Origin of the sequence: Otariodibacter oris (genome assembly GCF_009684715.1) — a bacterium.
Taxonomy (GTDB): domain Bacteria; phylum Pseudomonadota; class Gammaproteobacteria; order Enterobacterales; family Pasteurellaceae; genus Otariodibacter; species Otariodibacter oris.
Window position 1 is genome coordinate 1,723,751 of record NZ_CP016604.1, and the last position, 20,291, is coordinate 1,744,041.

The window sequence follows — 20,291 nt, forward strand, 5'->3', positions numbered from 1 at the left end:
TCTACTAATACTTGCCTGCTTTTGTTCAGACAAGATTTTATTCTTACTCAGACTTCTTCTTATCCTCTCGGACTTGAAAGTCTCTTCAGTTTTTCAGCTTGTTTCTCAATTTTTAAAGAACAATTAAGATAAATTCTTATTCATCTCTCGACAAAAAAGCCATCTTTAAATGGCGTCCCCAAGGGGATTCGAACCCCTGTTACCGCCGTGAAAGGGCGATGTCCTAGGCCTCTAGACGATGGGGACAACATTTAAAGATGTCTTCCGTTAAAAAACGTCTTTTGTCTTTTTACTACTACATCAAACAATCTGTGTGAACACTCGCTATGTCGATTTCTTTGGTAAGGAGGTGATCCAACCGCAGGTTCCCCTACGGTTACCTTGTTACGACTTCACCCCAGTCATGAATCATACCGTGGTAAACGCCCCCCCGAAGGTTAAGCTATCTACTTCTGGTACAACCCACTCCCATGGTGTGACGGGCGGTGTGTACAAGGCCCGGGAACGTATTCACCGCGACATTCTGATTCGCGATTACTAGCGATTCCGACTTCATGGAGTCGAGTTGCAGACTCCAATCCGGACTTAGACGTACTTTCTGAGATTCGCTCCATATCGCTATATCGCTTCCCTCTGTATACGCCATTGTAGCACGTGTGTAGCCCTACTCGTAAGGGCCATGATGACTTGACGTCATCCCCACCTTCCTCCAGTTTATCACTGGCAGTCTCCTTTGAGTTCTCAGCATTACCTGCTAGCAACAAAGGATAAGGGTTGCGCTCGTTGCGGGACTTAACCCAACATTTCACAACACGAGCTGACGACAGCCATGCAGCACCTGTCTCATAGTTCCCGAAGGCACAAACACATCTCTGCGTTCTTCTATGGATGTCAAGAGTAGGTAAGGTTCTTCGCGTTGCATCGAATTAAACCACATGCTCCACCGCTTGTGCGGGCCCCCGTCAATTCATTTGAGTTTTAACCTTGCGGCCGTACTCCCCAGGCGGTCGATTTATCACGTTAGCTACGGGCACCAAGCTTATAGCCCAATCCCCAAATCGACATCGTTTACGGCGTGGACTACCAGGGTATCTAATCCTGTTTGCTCCCCACGCTTTCGTACTTGAGCGTCAGTATATTCCCAAGGGGCTGCCTTCGCCTTCGGTATTCCTCCACATCTCTACGCATTTCACCGCTACACGTGGAATTCTACCCCTCCCTAAAATACTCTAGCGACCCAGTATGAAGTGCAATTCCTAGGTTGAGCCCAGGGATTTCACACCTCACTTAAGTCACCGCCTGCGTACCCTTTACGCCCAGTCATTCCGATTAACGCTCGCACCCTCCGTATTACCGCGGCTGCTGGCACGGAGTTAGCCGGTGCTTCTTCTGTGACTAACGTCAATCTACTGTTCTATTAAAACAATAGCCTTCCTCATCACCGAAAGAACTTTACAACCCGAAGGCCTTCTTCATTCACGCGGCATGGCTGCATCAGGGTTCCCCCCATTGTGCAATATTCCCCACTGCTGCCTCCCGTAGGAGTCTGGACCGTGTCTCAGTTCCAGTGTGGCTGGTCATCCTCTCAGACCAGCTAGAGATCGTCGGCTTGGTAGGCCTTTACCCCACCAACTACCTAATCCCACTTGGGCTCATCTTATGGCATGTGGCCTTGCGGTCCCACACTTTAATCCGTAGATATTACGCGGTATTAGCTACAGTTTCCCGTAGTTATCCCCCTCCATAAGCCAGATTCCCAAGCATTACTCACCCGTCCGCCACTCGTCAGCAGAAAAGCAAGCTTTTCCCTGTTACCGTTCGACTTGCATGTGTTAAGCCTGCCGCCAGCGTTCAATCTGAGCCATGATCAAACTCTTCAATTAAAAGTTCAATCGCTCAATAACTGTTTTCTAGCTTTATTATTCTTTATGAATTTTCAAGTTATAGACACTTATTAAGACTTCAAAATTAAATTTATTTTAAAATCAACCATCAACAAGTGCCCACACAGATTGTCTGATATGTTGTTAAAGAGCAAAAAATAACGACGCACTGCATTTTGAACTCATTCACAACAGCGCGTCGTTGTGTGGGGCGTATTATAGAGAAAAATTACATCCTGACAAGTACTTTTTGCAAAAAAATTTCATTTTTTCTCTATTTGATGAAATTTAACTCTTATTGCATATTTTGATATCAACAAGCGGTCAGATTTTAATAATAATTTGCAAAATATTCTTTTGAGCATAGAATTGATCCTGTTTAACGTTTTCAGGTAACATTCTGTTACTATACTTAATCCAAATTTTATTAAACAATTAGGGGATTTTTATGAACCAATTAGATTTATTACGTGAAATGACTGTTGTTGTTGCAGATACTGGTGATATTGATGCAATTAAAACATATCAACCAGAAGATGCGACCACAAACCCATCTTTAATCTTAAGTGCATCAGCACTTCCACAATATGTACCATTAATTGATGATGCGATTGCTTACGCAAAAGCGCAAAGTTCTGATAAAGCTCAACAGCTTATTGATGCAGAAGATAAATTAGCGGTAAACATTGGCTTAGAGATTTTAAAAGTAGTAAAAGGAAGAATTTCAACAGAAGTTGATGCTCGTTATTCTTACGATACAGAAAAGACCATTGCTAAAGCTCGTAAACTTATTGGCTTATATAACGCAGCTGGAATCAGTAACGATCGCATCTTAATTAAAATTGCTTCTACATGGCAAGGTATTAAAGCCGCTGAGCAATTAGAAAAAGAAGGCATTAACTGTAACCTAACATTATTATTCTCTCAAGCTCAAGCTCGTGCTTGTGCTGAAGCAGGTGTTTATTTAATTTCACCATTCGTTGGCCGTATTTTAGATTGGTACAAAGCGAATACTGATACAAAGGAATATGCACCAGCAGAAGATCCAGGTGTAATTTCTGTCACTTCTATTTATAACTACTACAAAGAGTATGGTTATAAAACTGTAGTTATGGGTGCAAGTTTCCGTAATGTTGGTGAAATTACTGAATTAGCAGGTTGCGATCGTTTAACTATTGCTCCACCATTATTAAAGGCATTACAAGAAAGCAATGCTGAATTACCTCGTAAACTTTCATTTACTGGTGAAGTAAAAGCTCGCCCAACACCAATGACTGAAGCTGAGTTCTATTGGGAACACAATTCAGATCCAATGGCAGTTGATAAATTAGCAGAAGGTATCCGTAAATTTGCGATTGACCAAGAGAAATTAGAAGCAATGCTTTTAGAAAAATTATAATTGCTAACCTAATTTAGATTCTAAACCCCGAGAATATTGCTATTCTCGGGGTTTCTTTTTCTTATAAAAATAAATAGTTATATGAAATTTGATTTACTTAAAAATTATTAAATGTAACCTCTATATATGATCAGAAAAAAGCAATAAAATCTATTTGATAATTTTTATCATATGGAGGCACTACTATGCTTTATTTTGAATTCTTACTTTTGCTTGCATTCCTTTATGCAGGAAGTCGTTATGGTGGCATTGGACTCGGAGTTGTTTCCGGTATAGGTCTAATGGTTGAAGTTTTCATTTTAAGAATGCCGCCAACCTCTCCTCCTATTGAAGTAATGTTAATTATCTTAGCTGTTGTCACTTGTGCATCTGTACTTGAAGCCGCTGGTGGACTGAAATTCATGCTCCAAATTGCTGAACGAATTTTACGTAGTAATCCTAAGCGTGTAACTATTCTTGGTCCCTTAGTCACATACACAATGACACTCATGCTTGGAACAGGACATGCTGTTTATTCAATAATGCCTATTATTGGTGATGTTTCACTTAAAAATAATATTCGTCCAGAACGCCCTATGGCTGCTGCATCTGTTTCATCTCAATTAGGTATTACAGGAAGCCCTATTTCTGCTGCTGTTGTCTATTACTTAGGACAAATTGTTGAATTACCAGGTTTCTCTCACGTTAGCTTGTTGAGTATTGTTGCAGTGACTATTCCAGCAACATTGATCGGTACATTAGCTCTTTCACTATATAGTTTAAGAAGAGGTAAAGACCTACAAGATGATCCTGAATACCAGCGTCGCTTAAAGGACCCTGTGTGGCGTGAACGCATTCTGAATACAACCAGTACTTCATTAGATGAAGAACTTCCACCAGCCGCAAAACGTTCTGTTCTTCTATTTATACTTGCTTTAGCAACTATTGTCGTTATAGCGATGTTTCCAGAAGTGCGTACCATTGCAGATGCAGAAAAACCAATTTCTATGAGTGCAGTTATCCAAATGTTGATGCTTGGATTTGGTGGAATTATTCTTCTTGCAACTAAAACTGATGTACAAAAAATTCCAAATGGTGTGGTATTTAAGTCTGGTATGGTTGCAGCCATTGCTATTTTTGGTATAGCTTGGATGAGTGATACCTATTTCTCATATGCTATGCCATCATTTAAAGCAGGAATTACAGAAATGGTTAATGAATATCCTTGGACTTTCGCACTAGCACTATTTGCCGTTTCTGTTGTAATAAACAGCCAAGCAGCTACTGCTCGTATGTTATTACCTGTCGGTATTACACTAGGCTTACCTGCTCCGTTATTAATTGGATTAATGCCTGCAACCTATGGTTATTTCTTTATTCCGAATTACCCATCTGATATCGCCACAGTAAACTTTGATGTGACTGGTACAACTAAGATTGGTAAATATTATTTCAATCATAGCTTTATGGCGCCCGGTTTGATTGGAGTAGTGGTTGCTTGTCTTGTTGGTATTTTCTTAGCGGAAGTCATTATTTAACTATAAAAATCATAAGAAATAGAAAATACAAGCGGTAAGATCTGCAAATTATTTTGCTAATCTTACCGCTTAAATTATCTCATCTTCCAAGTTAGTTAAATTGCGTAAGTGCTTGACAGGCAAGCTCAAGACCATTTTCACAAGATAATGTTAAATAACGTTTCGCCTCTGCAATATTCTGCTCTACCCCTTCTCCTTGGAAATACATTGTGGCAACCACAGCCTGAGCTCGAGCAAAGCCTTGATCAGCTGATTTTTTGTACCACTCAAAAGCTTTTTGAGTATCTACTGCCATACCTTCACCATTCTTATACATGACAGCTAAATTAAACTGAGCCTCTGCCAAGCCTTGTTTTGCTGATTTTTGCAACCATTCAAATGCTTTTTTATAGTTCTTTGCGATCCCATCACCATTGACATACATTAAAGCCAAATTCAATTGAGCACCAGCATGTCCTTGCTTAGCTGCTTTTTGAAACCACTCAAATGCCTTGCTTGGATTTTTAGCTACGGATTTACCATTTATATACATTACTCCAAGGTTTGATTGAGCAGCTGCATGCCCTTGTTCTGCGGCTTTTTGATACCACTCAAAAGCCTTTTTCTCATTTTTATCTACACCTTCACCCGCTTCGTACATTGCCCCAAGATATGATTGTGCCTCTGCTAAGCCTTGCTGTGCAGACTTTTGATACCATTCAAAAGCTTTTTTATTATCCTGATTAACGCCTAGCCCGCGCTCATACATAACGCCTAAATTAAACTGAGCGATAGCATTACCCTGTTCTGCATTTTTCTGAATTTCAGTATATTCTTGATTACCTGATTCTTTGTTAGAAGTATTGAGACTGCTTGTAGTTGTACAAGAAACGACACTGAGTGCAATAAAAGAGAGTAACGCAAAATTTTTTAAAGACATAAAAAAGACCTTACTTGATAGAAAATAACCATGAGTATTATCATACAATACAATTTTTAAAATCCAATATAGATAATTCCAATCATTCTTGATCTGCAAATTATTTTGCTGATCTTACCGCTTTGTCATACTATAAACTTCCTACTGTGAAGTTATGATACTGATACAATGACTATATGTTTAATAAAATAGGATTTTAATATGCTGTATTTTATAATTGGATTTATTATTGTTCTAATCATCTTTTATCTGGTTTTCATAAAATATTATCCTAGTTTCGGAGCTAAAATTTCCAAAGAAAGAAAACAACTATATAGTAAATCAAATCAATTTAAAGAGGGTTATTTTCATAATAAAAAGATATCGGCTATTTCCCATGATGGTAAACTTGGCAGCTTAAAAATTGCTTATCGATTTTTCTTTAAAAAACCACCTAATGGTATACCTAATCATGATTTACCCGTAAAAAAATTAGATCCTAGTGAAATTGCCAACTATGAAGGAGCATCTCGTCTTTTCTGGTATGGGCATTCCGCTTTTTTATTACAACTTGAAGGGAAGAATATACTATTAGATCCTATGTTTTCTAAGGTTGCAGCTCCTCATAACTGGTTGGGTAGTAATCGTTATAATAAGGAACTACCACTCAATATTACAGATTTACCTCAGATTGATGCTATTATTTTATCACATGACCATTACGATCATCTTGACTACCAATCCATTCAGCAGTTAAAAGATAAAACTGAACATTTTTTCGTACCTTTAGGTGTAGGAACTCATCTAGAAACTTGGGGGGTTGATAAAAACAAAATCACGGAATTAGATTGGTGGCAAGATATAACATATAAAGACATTAAATTAATTTGTACACCAGCTCAACATTTTTCTGGGCGAAGAATTTCCAATAATATGGAGACCCTTTGGTGTTCATGGACAATTATAACTCTCAAAACACGTCTATTTTTTAGTGGAGATGGTGGTTATTCTGATCATTTCAAAGAAATAGGTGACCAGTATGGCCCATTTGATCTCGCTCTTATGGAATGTGGTCAATATGATGAAATGTGGAAAAGTGTTCATATGATCCCAGAAGAAAGTATTCAAGCGGGACTTGATGTAAAAGCACAAAAATTACTGCCTATGCATTGGGGCAGTTTTAGACTTGCTCTTCACCCTTGGACCGATCCGATCATTAGAGCAAAAGCGAGAGCTAAAGAAGTAAATCTACCGCTTGTTACACCCATGATTGGCGAAGAAGTAATTATTAATAATCCAGAACAATATTACACTAACTGGTGGGAATCAATATCATGACAACAAAAATCATTTTGCAAAAACTTAGTCTTATTTTTTTACCCTCATTGCTGTGGATACTTTTAACCGCACTCGGAATCGGTGCTCAAAGCTTAGCTAATTTAATAGAATTACTGGTAATATTTTTGTTGTCAGTAATTTTAGCCTTTATTCCTGAAAAGACTATAACATTTAAGTATCTAATATTTTTTCTTTTGCTAGTAACTATTTTAAGTCGCCTTTTGGTTCCAATTATCCCAGAATAAGAGAAGTGAAAAATCAAGGGAATATTAGTAAATTACTGACGATTATGTTTATGCTCTCTAATCAGATTTAAAAATACACCGCCAAAACGCTCTAGTTTGCGCTCACCTACACCATTAATTGCCAACAATTCACATTCTGTAGTTGGCATAAATTCAGCCATTTCTTGTAAAGTCGCATCATTAAAAACAGCATAAGGTGGAATATTTTCTTGATCCGCCAATTGCTTTCGAAGAAAACGCAAACGAGCAAAAAGATCTTTATCATACCGACGAGATACCGCAGCTTGTTTCTGTATGTAAGAAGTTGCAGAGAAACTTAAACGAGGCATTGCTAACTCTAGCCCTATTTCTGAACGTAATATAGGGCGAGCCTCTTCCGTTAATTGTAAAGCAGAATGATTAACAATATTTTGTCGGATAAAGCCTAAATGAATAAGCTGACGAGTGACATTAATCCAATATTCCTGTGATTTATCTTTTCCAATTCCATAAACTGAGAGCTGATCTTGTCCCAGTTCTCGAATTCTTTGATGATTTAATCCTCTTAATACCGCAATGACGTGATGTAATCCAAAAGTCTGTCCTGTTTTATAAATAACCGACATTACTTTTTGCGCATCGACTAATCCATCATATTTTTTGGGTGGATCTAGACAAATATCACAATTATTACACTGATGTTGGCGTGATTCGCCAAAATAGTTAAGTAAGACTAACCGCCGACAAGTTTGTGACTCAGCAAAGGCTCCTATGGCTTGTAACTTATGTTGTTCAATTTGTCTCTGATCATTCTCAGGCTTTTCCAGCAAAATCTTGTTGAGCCATGCATAATCAGCAGGATCATAAAAAAGCACCGCTTCAGCAGGTAAATCATCTCGACCTGCACGCCCAGTTTCCTGGTAGTAAGATTCGATACTTCTTGGTAAATCAAAATGCACAACAAATCTCACATTTGATTTATTGATCCCCATTCCAAATGCGACCGTGGCAACGACCACCTGAATATTATCTCGTTGAAATGCATTTTGAACAGTTTCTCTCTCTTCCATTCCCATTCCAGCATGGTAGCCCATCACACTCACATTTCGGCTCGCTAATTTTTGCGTAATATCTTCCACTTTCTTACGGCTATTACAGTAAACGATACCACTTTTGCCTTTTTGGCTCAGGACAAATTTAACCAATTGTTCAATAGGCTTAAATTTTTCTTGTACGGTATATCGTATATTTGGTCGATCAAAACTGCCCAAATAAGTATGAGGATTGTCTAATTTTAAATGCTGAATAATATCAATACGCGTTGTGGGATCAGCTGTGGCGGTTAAGGCTACAAGCGGTACGTTCGGGAACGTTTTTCGCAAACTGCCCAATAGGGTATATTCTGGACGAAAATCATGTCCCCATTGTGAAACGCAATGAGCCTCATCTACCGCCAACAAACTGATTTTGCTGTGTGAAATAAAATGAAAAAAACTGGATGTCATTACTTTTTCTGGTGATAGATAAAGTAATTTTAATTGACCCGATAATGCCTTCTGTTCAACTTGCTGTTGCTCTTCAATAGTTTGGGTTGAATTAAGGTATGCAGCTTCAACACCAGAAGCTTGTAGCTGATCTACCTGATCCTTCATCAATGAAATCAAAGGAGATATCACTAATGTTATCCCATCCAGACACAAAGCTGGAACTTGATAGCAAAGTGATTTTCCGCCACCAGTAGCCATGATGACTAAACAATCCTTGCCAGAAAGAATAGCATCAATAACTTCTAATTGTCCTTGCCGAAAAGATTGATACCCAAATACCGTTTGTAAGATATTTTGGGCATCAGTAATATTTGGATTTGAGGTTGACATTACTTATGAAATGAGATTTTTTCACCGTGATGAGCAATGGCTTCTTCTAGATGAGTCCAAAAAGAACGACCTTCTGAGCTCACCCAATCTCCATCATGGTAAGCAAAATGGAATCCACCTAATTTACTTGCAAGCCAAAGTTCTAACATTGCTTCTTGTTTATTGATTACAATTTGCGAATCATCATCAAAATGTAACGTAAACACGGCACCTTGTCTTTCAGTATCAATATCTGCATCTTGAGCATCTAACTGCTCTTCAATATAAGTCCATACCTTGTCAACTTCTTCATGAAATGTAATTAAATTCATTAATTATCTCTTAATATATTTTGTAGGTGATCATTCTCAATTTTTCTTGAATAATTTTCAATAAAATTTACATCCAAGTATTACTTCTGATAATCCCAACCGCAATGCCTTCTATTTCAATAGAAGACTCTTTAGGATTTACAATAATAGGCTCTAACTCATCATTTTCTGGGTGTAAATAAATCATATTTGATTTTTTTTCTAAACGTTTTACTGTCACTTCATCATCAACTCGAGCGACAACAACTTGTCCATTACGTGCTGAACTCGTGCGATGAACAGCAAGTAAATCACCATCTAAAATCCCTATTTTTTCCATTGAATTACCATGTACTTTTAAAAGATAATCTGCTGAAGGTGAAAAAAGCGAACCATTAATAGGATAATAATTTTCGATATGCTCCATTGCCATAATAGGTGATCCTGCTGCAACTTTGCCAATTAAAGGTAACCCCTCTTCATTTGCAGCACTATCCTCTTCTACTAAAATCCTAATTCCTCGAGAAGTTCCTGATAAAATTTCAATATAACCTTTTTTTGCTAATGCTTTTAAATGTTCTTCTGCAGCATTAGGAGATTTAAATCCAATTTCACGAGCTATCTCAACACGTGTTGGAGGCATTCCTGTCATTTCGATATATTGTTTTACGAAATCAAATATCTCTTGTTGACGAGCTGTTAGGTGTTGACGTGCCATTATAATCCCTCACTGTTTTTATATACAGACATAGTGTTATTATATACAGTAATCTATTGTTTGTAACTAACAAAATCAATGTTATTCATAAAATTTATGGTAAAATCATTGCTAATTTAACTATGAATAATTATTGAAGGGATACAAATATGTCTAGCTTTATGAAGCTTTATCGTAAACTCCTTAATTTACCACTCTCGGTATTAGTAAAATCACATCCTATTCCGACAGATCCAACTATTGAATTAGAACTAAATTTACAACAACCTATTATTTATATCCTACCCTATACATCACAAACAGATTTATTAATCTTACAAAAAAATTGTTTAGCATTAAATCTGCCTGATCCATTGGAAAATAACCAAATTGGTGAACATTCGCTACCTCGCTACGCATTCTTAGATGAGGGACGACGTTTTTTTAAATCCAAGAAAATCAAGAGTGAAACGGAATCACTGTTCTATCGTTATCTTGATTTGCATAGTTCTAATCCTGATTTAAATGTACAAGTTGTCCCAGTATCTGTACTGTGGGGACGAGCTCCAGGAAAGGAAAAAGGCTTACCTGTATTACGTTTATTAGGACCATTTCAACGTATTATTACCATGATTTGGTTTGGGCGAGATAATTTTGTTCGTTTCTCACAAGCAGTTTCATTACGCAACATGAAGGAAAACCACGGCAGTGATGAAGCTATCTCCCAAAAACTAGCTCGAGTTGCAAAAATTCACTTTGCTAAACAACGCTATTCAGCAACAGGTCCTAGACTTCCTGATAGACAAGCCATGTTTAACAAAATATTGCAGTCCCCTATCATTTTGGATGCTATTGAAGAAGAAGCAAAAAAACCGAAAAGCTCTTTAGAAAAAGCACAAAAAGAAGCAGAAAAAATGCTAGATGAAATTGCTGCACATGTTAGACATGAGAGTTTACGTACTGTGGATAGAGTTTTAGGTTGGCTTTGGAATAAACTCTATCAGGGTATCAATGTGCAATATGCTGAGAGAGTGCGTAAACTCGCATTAGAAGGACATGAACTCGTTTATGTTCCTTGTCATCGTAGCCACATGGATTATTTACTACTCTCTTATATTCTTTATCATCAAGGACTAGTACCCCCTCACATTGCAGCGGGAATCAACCTCAACTTCTGGCCAGCAGGCCCTCTTTTCCGCAGTTGGGGCGCATTCTTTATTCGTCGAACTTTTAAAGGCAATCGACTTTATTCCACAATATTCCGTGAATATTTAGCCGAACTCTTTTATCGTGGTTACTCTGTGGAATACTTTATTGAAGGGGGGCGTTCTCGTACAGGTCGATTACTTGAGCCTAAAACAGGGATGATGTCTATGACAATCCAAGCTTTACAGCGTGGTTTAACTCGTCCTATCAGTATTGTACCTGTCTATATTGGTTATGAACATGTTCTAGAAGTCGATACCTATGCGAAGGAATTACGTGGTGCGGCAAAAGAAAAAGAAAATGCGGGTCTTGTATTACGAGTTATCAAAAAACTCCGTAATCTAGGTCAAGGTTTTGTGAATTTTGGCGAACCGATTCAAGTCAATAATTACCTTAATTCGCATTATCCTGACTGGAAGTCACCGCTTGATCTGGATCGTCCTAAATGGCTCAGTGAAGCAGTTGAGTCATTATCCCATCAGGTGATGGTAAATATTAATAATGCTGCGGCAGTGAATGCGAAAAACTTAATCGGTTCAATTTTACTCGCAACGCGTCAACGCTCTGTGACTAAAGAGCAACTGATTGAACAAATATCTAGTTATATAGAATTATTCCAAGCCGTACCTTATACACAAGATATTACGCTACCAACAGAAACGCCTGAAGAGTTATTGGAACACGTATTGACATTACCTCGTTCTGGTGTGATTTCTGAAACTGATAATTTTGGGGAAATTATTCGCCTTGACCGCCAGTCTGCGATTTTAATGACGTATTATCGTAATAATATTCAGCACTTATTTGTCTTACCATCATTAGTGGCTAGCATCATATTGCATCATGAAGCGGTTTCTAAAGATCTCATTATGCAGAGCGTGAAACATATTTATCCTTTCCTCAAAGCTGAATTATTCTTACATTTGAAAAAAGAGCAAATACGCGAGCATATTGAAGCAATTTTAGCTGAATTTACTCGACAAAATTTAATTAAAAATGAAAGTGAAATGTTTTTAATTAACCGCCATCGATTACGTACGCTACAGTTACATTCTTCAGGTATTAGAGAATTGTTACAACGCTATTATATCAGTCTAAGCATTCTGCTTGAGCAACCAGAAATGAGTAGAAACGATCTGGAAAAAGAAAGTCGTTCAGTCGCTCAACGTATGTCTGTTTTACATGGTATTAATGCACCTGAATTCTTCGATAAAGCATTGTTTACTACCTTTAGTAAAACCCTAAGAGAGCAAGGCTATTTTGATGATGAAGGTAAGACAATCCTATCTAAAGTTGAAGATACCAAACTGCTTATTCAAGGATTGATTTCTGTAGAAATACAGCAAACAATCCAAGGTGTTACTATTAAACTAGATGAAATAGAAAAAAATAAAAGATAATACTAACTAATAGGAAAAATGCAGAAACTATCATTAGATTCTGCATTTTTCATTATACTAAAGTTCAATTCCGAATTTTTCTTTGACTAAAGCAACAAAATCTGTTGAACCACCTACGTGTTTATTATCCAAGAAAATCTGTGGGACTGTTGCAACAGGACCGCCTACTTTAGGTTCCAAATCTTCTTTTGAAATACCTTTTTCAATCATATTAATAAATTCAAAATCAAAATCAGGTAATTCCTTTTTCATCTTTTCAGCTAGTGTTTTTGCCTTAACACAATAAGGGCAAGTTAGGCGACCATAAATTTCTACAAACATAATATTTTCCTACTAAATTAATCAAATATTGGCAAAAATCCCTGCCATAAGTCATATGGAAGTATGCGTATTCTGATATGACTATCCCTGACATTATATAATTAAAAACTAACTATGTGTAATAAATCTTAATTAACTAGCAACAATGAGACAATTACTACAATCAATTAAAAGCTTTTATAAAATTAAATTTAATAAGTCTGATATAATGCAAGAGTGATGACTATAGGTGTTAATGAGAATAAAATTAGTACCTTGTTTATTTACTTATTTATATTTAGAATTTAAAGCAATCGTTTGCTTTTGGGAGAGCTTATGGATCAATTAGAAATGAAAAAAATTGCAGCTCGTGCCGCATTGAAATATGTTAAACCCGATACTATTGTTGGGGTAGGTAGTGGTTCCACCGTAAATTGCTTTATTGAGGCATTGGGGGAAATGGCTCATCAAATTAAAGGTGCAGTAGCCGCTTCGAAAAATTCGGAAGAATTATTAAAAAAACAAGGCATTGAAGTGTTTAATGCAAATGAAGTTTCAGGGTTAGATGTGTATATTGATGGTGCAGATGAAATTACCCCTCAAGGCTATATGATTAAAGGCGGTGGTGCTGCGTTAACTCGTGAAAAAATAGTAAGTTCGTTAGCGAAAAAATTTATTTGTATTGTCGATGCAAGTAAACAAGTTGATGTTCTCGGTTCCACCTTTGCTTTGCCTGTTGAGGTTATTCCAATGGCACGTTCTTACGTTGCTCGCCAATTAGTTGCATTAGGCGGTTCGCCAGAATACCGTGAAAATGTCGTAACTGATAACGGTAATGTCATTTTAGACGTGTACAACTTTAAAATCTTAGAACCATTAAAAATGGAACAGACAATTAATAATATTGCAGGCGTAGTCACTAATGGAATTTTTGCACAACGCTACGCAAACGTCACAATTGTTGGTACACCAAAGGGTGCCAAAATTATTGAATAGTAAAAATTAGGGAATAATATGACAAACAAAGTTTCATTAGATAAAGCAAAAATTAAATTTGTATTGCTAGAAGGTGTTCATCAAAATGCGATTGATACACTAAAAGCAGCTGGTTATACCAATATTGAATATCATAAAAAAGCCTTAGATGGCGAAGAGTTGATTGATGCAATAAAAGATGCACATTTCCTTGGTATTCGTTCTCGTACTTTTTTAACAGAGGAAGTGCTATCTCATGCGAATAAACTTATTGCAATTGGTTGTTTCTGTATTGGAACAAACCAAGTAAATTTAGAAGCAGCAAAACGACGAGGTATTCCTGTATTTAATGCACCATTCTCTAACACTCGCTCTGTAGCAGAATTGGCTTTAGGTGAAATTCTATTATTAATGCGCCAAGTACCTAAAGCAAATGCTGAGGTTCATCGTGGTCTATGGAATAAATCAGCTGCAGGAGCAAATGAAGTTCGTGGTAAAAATCTAGGTATTATTGGTTATGGGCATATTGGTTCACAATTGAGTATATTAGCCGAAGCTGTCGGTATGCGAGTTTATTTTTATGACATTGAAAATAAATTGCCATTAGGGAATGCGCAACAAGTTGGTTCTCTTGATGAATTACTGGCAATGAGTGATGCGATTTCACTTCATGTTCCCGAAAATGCTTCAACTAAAAATATTTTAAATGCGACTAACTTACCAAAAGTAAAACAAGGTGCAGTAATTATTAATGCAGCTCGTGGAACCGTAGTTGATATTGATGCTTTGGTCGAGGTATTAAAATCAGGTCAAATTAGAGGTGCAGCATTAGATGTCTTCCCTAAAGAACCCGCTTCTATTAATGATCCATTTGAATCACCATTACGTGAGTTTGATAATGTGATCTTAACTCCTCATATCGGTGGTTCAACATCAGAAGCTCAAGCAAACATTGGTTCTGAAGTCGCAAGTAAATTTGTAAAATATTCTGATAATGGTTCAACATTATCTGCGGTTAATTTCCCAGAGGTTTCATTACCAGAGCATCATGGTGCAAAACGTTTATTGCATATTCATGCTAACAAGCCAGGTATTTTAAATAAAATTAACCAAGTGTTTGTTGATGCAGATGTAAATATTGCAGCTCAGTTCTTACAAACTGATCCAGCTATTGGTTATGTTGTTATTGATGTGGAATCAGAGAATACAGAAGAAGCATTAAAACGTTTGAAAGCAATTGATGGTACGATCAGGGCGAGAGTACTTTATTAATTAGTCAGCTAAAATATAAATTCCCCCAATACTAGTTCAAAAAAACTGTATTGGGGGTTATTTATCAAATTATAATAATAATGCAGAACCCCATTTGATGATGTCAAAGAAGAATTTATTATTATCTGTTGCAACATCATTTGAGGGACTAGGTTGCTCTTGTTTATCCTCAGCCATTCCACTCAAATATTCGCCTTTGAGTACGGCTAGATCATTTTTTGCTTTCTCTCTTAGTATCTTACATTGTTCCATATCTAAATCTGGGACCATCGTAGTCTTATATTTTTTAAACTGATACTTTGCATATCCCATTGATTTAGAGTCATTTTGAATCATTTTTACATAATCTTCTCCAATAATGTCTTCCAAGGGATAAAATAAGACATATTGTGCATGAATATACGCATCTTCTGGTGCAAAATGCTCTTGCTGAATTCGAGTTAGGTTTGGATAAATGCACTCTTCTACTTGGCGGCTTACCATTGTCCATTGTTTTGCATCTTTATCCAAAAGAATATAATCTGCCCCAATAAATTCTCCAGGAAAAGGTTGTTCAACTGGTTGAGACGTACAAGCAACAACAGTCCCTAAACATAATGTACTAATAACAATTTTCTTTAACATATTTTAAATATATTTTGGTTGTATAATGATCCAATTTTAACAATAATGTTGTTATTGATAAATATTGCTACTCATATTTCTTTAATAGATTTTGAGTAAAATTATTTTAAATAAGGAATAGAACAATGATGTATCAATGGCTTTTGGCATTTAATAAACCAAGTAATAAGTTATGGGTTACACCTACATATTGGGCAGTATTAACAGTTATTTTTATTTTATCGTTGAAATTTGGAACACGTTTTTTTACAGAAGCTATTTTCCCTGACATTTCCCATGAAACATTAAGTAACTTACTCAATATTATCGCTTCAAGTATGTTAGCGGTCAGTACTTTCTCATTATCTATTATGGTTTCCGCTTTTTCATCAGCAGCGAATAGTGCAACACCAAGAGCAACAGATTTAGTAATGGGTGATGAACATACAAGAACAGCAATCTCAAGTTTTATCTGTGCTTTTATTTATGCAATTATTGCTCAAACTGCTTTGGGTATGGAATTTTATGGGCAAAACGGTCGCTTTATTTTATTCATCAGTACCATTGCTGTGCTTACTTATCTCATTGTTACTCTAATTCATTGGGTTTACACGTTATCTCAATTAGGCAGGCTAAGAAATACATTAACGAAGATTGAACAAGTAGCAGACACTGCTTTACAAAACTATCGAGCTAATCCTCAAATGGGAGCTACTTGGCAAGGAAATTTAACAGCTCGATCTAAAAGTTTAAGTGCAGGAATTAGTGGTTATTTAACGCATATTGATATACAAACATTACAAAATAAAGCCGAAGATGCAAATTGCTATATTCATATTAATGTTCGCCCTGGGGAATTGATTGCACCTGATACCATTCTTTGTTTTATTGAAGGAAAGTTTGATGAACCAGAATCAATCAGAAATAGTTTTGTGTTCGATCAACAACGCACCTTTGCTCAAGATCCTAATTGGGGAATGATAGTGTTAAGTGAAGCTGCCCAAAAAGCATTATCGCCAGGGATCAATGATCCAGGTACGGCAATTAATGTGATGATGATTATGACATCTTTATTACTCAAAGAAGGTGAAAAGGATAAAAATACTAAAGAATTTGATCGACTTTCAATAAAATCAATTGATTGTGGTGAATGGATTCGAGATGCTTTTGCACCTATTTCACGTGATGGTGCAACTATTTTAGAAGTAAATTTAGTGATGCAAAAAATGTTGGCAAGTATTTGGCGAAATGCACCAGAACAAAAGCTCTCTCAAGCTGCATTTGATATGGCTGAGAACGCCCTGAAAAGAGCGGTACAGCAGATAGAATTTGAACCAGATGTTGAATTACTTAAACAAAAGCATAAATCCTTATTTCCATAGTTCCACACTAAATATATTGATAAAAATAGGCACTTTTATTTCAGTGCCTATTTTCAAGGAGCAATTATAGTACTACTAGGTACATTAATGTGATTTTAATACGCTGTAGTATTATAAACTCTTAGGAATACGGATCTTTTGGCCTGGGAAAATTTTATCCGCATCTTTGATAACTTCTTTATTAGCTTCAACAATTGCAGTGTATTTTGCACCATTACCATAAGCTTTTTCCGCAATTTTCCAAAGCGTATCGCCTTTTTCTATTACATAAAATTCATCATCTGTTGCTAATGGTTCACCACTTTCAATTTTAACTTCATCAATATTTACGTTATTGATACCCGCAATGTTTCCTGCCATTAACACCGCTTTTTCAATCGCAGCAGCAGTTGAAGCAACCCCACTAATTTTGGCTGTTCCATTTTCAACAGTCACTTTTACATCCTCAACACCTGGATTATCTTCAGCTAGGTGTTCAGTGACAACCTTCGATGCATCTTCTTCTTTATCAAATAATTTTTTACCAATATCGGCAACAAAATCAAATAAACCCATTATTAAATCCTCTGAATAAAAATAATATTTTTAGATTGAAATTCTTCAATCAATTAGTTAGATTACCCCAATTTAGAGAAGTTCCAAAGAGAAAAATTATGAAACTTGCAGAAGCTTTAATTGAACGTGCTGATTTACAACGTCGTTTATCACAATTAACCCAACGTTTACAACAAAATGCACAATATCAGGAAGGTGAAAAACCAACTGAAGATCCGAATGAATTATTAGTCGAGTACAGCGCAGTAGCTGAAAAGTTAAAAGTGTTAATTGTTAAGATTAATCTAGCCAATAACGCTGTCCAACTTACGAATGGTACAACAATGGTTGAAGCACTTGCTGAGCGTGATTTACTCAAAACAAAACATGCTATGTTAATAAGCCTTGCTGATGCGGCAATGCCAGAGCAAACACGATATAGTCGAAGTGAAATTAAGAGTTTATCGGCAGTGAATGTGAAAGCGATCAGAAAACAAGCCGATGAAGTGGCGAAACAGCACCGTGAATTGGATACTCAAATTCAACAAGCGAATTGGCTTAACGAGATCGAATAATTAGCAAAAAATTAGCGTAGCTATTATTTTAAGGTGAATACAACCTTTGCTTAGGGTAAAAGCATTAATTAACAGAAACGAAGAGCAGTTTCATTTTTTGAACAGTGTAGCTCTGTACACGTTATTCTGTATTGATATGGTGTAAATTGTATAACCTTGTATTGATTAAAATAATGGTGAGGGTGGGATAGGGGATCAAGCGGTCAGATTTGCAAAATAATTTGCAGATCTGACCGCTTGGTTTTTAGTTTTCTCTAGTTATCGCTCAGTTCTGACACCCTAAAATCGGTTTCATAATTTTGATCAGTCTTGGCGAATATGCGGTAGGCTTGAGTATTACCACATCCTGAAGCTGTCCAAATTTCTTTGACATAATCTGCAGTCTGTTGATCTGGTAGCAATTTAAATTCCTCGATTCTTGTATGAATTTCATCAATCTGTCCACAATCATAATGTGCTCGGAACATCATGCGGACACTTCGTTCTATATCACTTTTAAGTATGCTATCTGCGAAGCTATCGCCCGTATATTTAGTTGAAAATAGACAAGCGGTTAAAATTAATGGTGTGAGTAAGATGGCTTTTTTCATCGTTTATCTCTCTTGAGTAAGAATTAACAGGTAAAGAAATTATATTTAAAAATTAATGAGATAGAATACACATGAAGATTTTTTATCTTACCTATTTGATCGATTTCAATAAAATACCCTATTCAGCACGAAAATAAGATGAATTTGCAAAAAAACCGTTGGATCTGACCGCTTGTATTTTCAATTTATTGATTATTCCGTTAAAATTGACCACTTACATTTTATTTAATTGGGATTTGCAGTGAAACACGTCATTTTCTATTTACTCAGTCAGCAAAATGAAGGGGAATTATCCGCTCAAGCATTGCTTGCGTGTGATTTAGCTGCAAATGCTTGGCGACAAGGTAAGCGGGTTATCGTCACTTGTGAAACAGAAGAGCAAGCCTTATTAATTGATGAAGCACTATGGGCAAGAGATCCCGATGATTTTGTGCCACACAATTTATCAGGTGAAGCAACGACTTACGCGACGCCAATAGAAATTTCTTGGAAAGGTAAGCGTAATGCACAACGCCGAGATTTATTGATCTCATTGCAAAAAGAACTGCCTGAATTTATCAATAGTTTTAATCAGATTATTGATTTTGTCCCTGTTGATGAAACAGAAAAAGCACAAGCTAGGGAACGTTATAAGCAATACCGTCAGTTGGGCTGGCAGTTGAGTACAGAGAACGTATAGTCGTTTTACATTTATATGTGCAACATTGGAGTGAATATGATTGAAAGACTAAGTCAGCCATTGATAACAATTAATCCTAGTGTATTTGATAACTTTCACTGTGCGTTGATCAGTGCAGAACAAGAGCAAGAATATGGTAGATTTTCATTAGCTGATATTCGAGATTTATTTGGAAGTAGTCACTTTTTGTTCAAAGATGAAAATGAAGACTATACTTCAGTACTAAGAAATATCTTAGTCACTTTTGAAAATCCATTTATTGAAATTACTCAATTCAGTAAAACAGCATTTTTATTTTACAACAGTGATTTAACTAAACTGAAAGAAAGAGCAATAGCTTTATCTTACTTGTTTAATCAGAAAAAATTATTCATTTTTCCACAAGCTGAAAAACAGGCAACCTCGATTAGATTACAACAAGAAAAGCCGTTGCAATACACTGAAAAAGTCAAAGATTTTGAGCAATTTGAGCCTTTTGTTAATAAATTTTTTGAAATGTCTAACCCAAGAGAAATGTTAGATATCTCTTATAAAGAAAATAGACAGTTTATTAATTCAAGCCCGATATTTTTTAAAGGTGCTTTAGCAAATATGGGGGAAAGGATTGATGAAATTCTTAGCAATATAGTTAATGATGAATATAAAGTATAGC

The 20,291-nt window shown here is 36.3% G+C and carries 19 protein-coding genes, 1 tRNA gene and 1 rRNA gene; 11 read left to right on the forward strand and 10 right to left on the reverse strand.

From position 1 onward, the window contains the following. Window positions 1-170 precede the first annotated feature (170 nt). Window positions 171-246 (reverse strand) — tRNA-Glu (locus A6A10_RS07980). Window positions 247-342: 96 nt separating this feature from the next. After that, a 16S ribosomal RNA gene (locus tag A6A10_RS07985) occupies window positions 343-1,883 on the reverse strand. Between the two features lie 448 nt (window positions 1,884-2,331). On the opposite strand from A6A10_RS07985, the gene tal reads away from it, so the two are divergent. Both tal and A6A10_RS07995 read left to right on the forward strand, forming a co-directional pair. After that, window positions 2,332-3,282: a transaldolase gene (gene tal, locus A6A10_RS07990; protein WP_121124218.1), complete on the forward strand. Its 951-nt coding sequence runs from the start codon at window positions 2,332-2,334 to the stop codon at window positions 3,280-3,282. Window positions 3,283-3,467: 185 nt separating this feature from the next. Then, window positions 3,468-4,799, forward strand: a complete 1,332-nt coding sequence (locus A6A10_RS07995) for an anaerobic C4-dicarboxylate transporter (protein ID WP_121124216.1) — start codon at window positions 3,468-3,470, stop codon at window positions 4,797-4,799. Window positions 4,800-4,890: 91 nt separating this feature from the next. Here the strand turns inward: A6A10_RS07995 and A6A10_RS08000 are convergent, their stop codons facing one another. After that, the gene (locus A6A10_RS08000; protein ID WP_121124214.1) at window positions 4,891-5,718 is read right to left on the reverse strand and encodes an SEL1-like repeat protein; all 828 of its coding nucleotides are present in this window, start codon (window positions 5,716-5,718) and stop codon (window positions 4,891-4,893) included. 201 nt (window positions 5,719-5,919) lie between these two features. Here A6A10_RS08000 and A6A10_RS08005 point away from each other — a divergent pair, with 201 nt between their 5' ends. Then, window positions 5,920-7,035: an MBL fold metallo-hydrolase gene (locus A6A10_RS08005; RefSeq protein WP_121124212.1), complete on the forward strand. Its 1,116-nt coding sequence runs from the start codon at window positions 5,920-5,922 to the stop codon at window positions 7,033-7,035. Continuing rightward, the gene (locus A6A10_RS08010) at window positions 7,032-7,280 is read left to right on the forward strand and encodes a hypothetical protein (RefSeq protein WP_121124210.1); all 249 of its coding nucleotides are present in this window, start codon (window positions 7,032-7,034) and stop codon (window positions 7,278-7,280) included. Before A6A10_RS08005 ends, A6A10_RS08010 begins: the two co-directional genes overlap by 4 nt. Window positions 7,281-7,312: 32 nt before the next feature. Here the strand turns inward: A6A10_RS08010 and recQ are convergent, their stop codons facing one another. From recQ to lexA, 3 genes are all read right to left on the reverse strand, one after another. Further along, window positions 7,313-9,136 (reverse strand): ATP-dependent DNA helicase RecQ, encoded by a 1,824-nt coding sequence (gene recQ / locus A6A10_RS08015; RefSeq protein ID WP_121124208.1) that lies wholly within the window; start codon window positions 9,134-9,136, stop codon window positions 7,313-7,315. Continuing rightward, a complete protein-coding gene (gene cyaY, locus A6A10_RS08020; protein ID WP_121124206.1) occupies window positions 9,136-9,447 on the reverse strand; it encodes an iron donor protein CyaY in 312 nt (103 codons plus the stop codon). Before cyaY ends, recQ begins: the two co-directional genes overlap by 1 nt. A 67-nt stretch (window positions 9,448-9,514) precedes the next feature. Beyond that, window positions 9,515-10,144 (reverse strand): transcriptional repressor LexA, encoded by a 630-nt coding sequence (lexA, locus tag A6A10_RS08025; protein ID WP_121124203.1) that lies wholly within the window; start codon window positions 10,142-10,144, stop codon window positions 9,515-9,517. Between the two features lie 149 nt (window positions 10,145-10,293). On the opposite strand from lexA, the gene plsB reads away from it, so the two are divergent. Then, window positions 10,294-12,729 (forward strand): glycerol-3-phosphate 1-O-acyltransferase PlsB, encoded by a 2,436-nt coding sequence (gene plsB, locus A6A10_RS08030; protein WP_121124201.1) that lies wholly within the window; start codon window positions 10,294-10,296, stop codon window positions 12,727-12,729. Between the two features lie 57 nt (window positions 12,730-12,786). On the opposite strand, the gene A6A10_RS08035 is transcribed toward plsB, so the two are convergent. Further along, the gene (locus A6A10_RS08035; protein WP_121124199.1) at window positions 12,787-13,050 is read right to left on the reverse strand and encodes a GrxA family glutaredoxin; all 264 of its coding nucleotides are present in this window, start codon (window positions 13,048-13,050) and stop codon (window positions 12,787-12,789) included. A gap of 315 nt (window positions 13,051-13,365) precedes the next feature. On the opposite strand from A6A10_RS08035, the gene rpiA reads away from it, so the two are divergent. Both rpiA and serA read left to right on the forward strand, forming a co-directional pair. Beyond that, the gene (rpiA, locus tag A6A10_RS08040) at window positions 13,366-14,025 is read left to right on the forward strand and encodes a ribose-5-phosphate isomerase RpiA (protein WP_121124197.1); all 660 of its coding nucleotides are present in this window, start codon (window positions 13,366-13,368) and stop codon (window positions 14,023-14,025) included. Window positions 14,026-14,043: 18 nt separating this feature from the next. Beyond that, a complete protein-coding gene (gene serA / locus A6A10_RS08045; protein ID WP_121124195.1) occupies window positions 14,044-15,276 on the forward strand; it encodes a phosphoglycerate dehydrogenase in 1,233 nt (410 codons plus the stop codon). Window positions 15,277-15,345: 69 nt separating this feature from the next. On the opposite strand, the gene A6A10_RS08050 is transcribed toward serA, so the two are convergent. After that, entirely contained in the window at window positions 15,346-15,900 is a 555-nt protein-coding gene (locus A6A10_RS08050) for a DUF5358 domain-containing protein (protein ID WP_121124194.1), read from the reverse strand. Between the two features lie 125 nt (window positions 15,901-16,025). Between A6A10_RS08050 and A6A10_RS08055 the strand changes: the two genes are divergently transcribed. Continuing rightward, complete coding sequence (locus A6A10_RS08055; RefSeq protein ID WP_121124192.1) at window positions 16,026-17,261, forward strand: DUF2254 domain-containing protein; 1,236 nt, start codon at window positions 16,026-16,028, stop codon at window positions 17,259-17,261. Between the two features lie 111 nt (window positions 17,262-17,372). Here the strand turns inward: A6A10_RS08055 and lysM are convergent, their stop codons facing one another. After that, window positions 17,373-17,816, reverse strand: a complete 444-nt coding sequence (lysM, locus tag A6A10_RS08060; RefSeq protein ID WP_121124190.1) for a peptidoglycan-binding protein LysM — start codon at window positions 17,814-17,816, stop codon at window positions 17,373-17,375. A gap of 98 nt (window positions 17,817-17,914) precedes the next feature. On the opposite strand from lysM, the gene A6A10_RS08065 reads away from it, so the two are divergent. Beyond that, window positions 17,915-18,370: a DIP1984 family protein gene (locus A6A10_RS08065; protein ID WP_121124188.1), complete on the forward strand. Its 456-nt coding sequence runs from the start codon at window positions 17,915-17,917 to the stop codon at window positions 18,368-18,370. A 254-nt stretch (window positions 18,371-18,624) separates the two neighbouring features. Here A6A10_RS08065 and A6A10_RS08070 read toward each other — a convergent pair whose 3' ends face one another. Continuing rightward, on the reverse strand, window positions 18,625-18,960 hold the full coding sequence (locus A6A10_RS08070) for a hypothetical protein (RefSeq protein WP_121124186.1): 336 nt from the start codon (window positions 18,958-18,960) through the stop codon (window positions 18,625-18,627). A 241-nt stretch (window positions 18,961-19,201) separates the two neighbouring features. Here A6A10_RS08070 and A6A10_RS08075 point away from each other — a divergent pair, with 241 nt between their 5' ends. Both A6A10_RS08075 and A6A10_RS08080 read left to right on the forward strand, forming a co-directional pair. Next, entirely contained in the window at window positions 19,202-19,639 is a 438-nt protein-coding gene (locus A6A10_RS08075; protein ID WP_121124185.1) for a DNA polymerase III subunit chi, read from the forward strand. A gap of 36 nt (window positions 19,640-19,675) precedes the next feature. Beyond that, complete coding sequence (locus A6A10_RS08080; RefSeq protein ID WP_121124183.1) at window positions 19,676-20,290, forward strand: hypothetical protein; 615 nt, start codon at window positions 19,676-19,678, stop codon at window positions 20,288-20,290. Window position 20,291 lies beyond the last annotated feature (1 nt).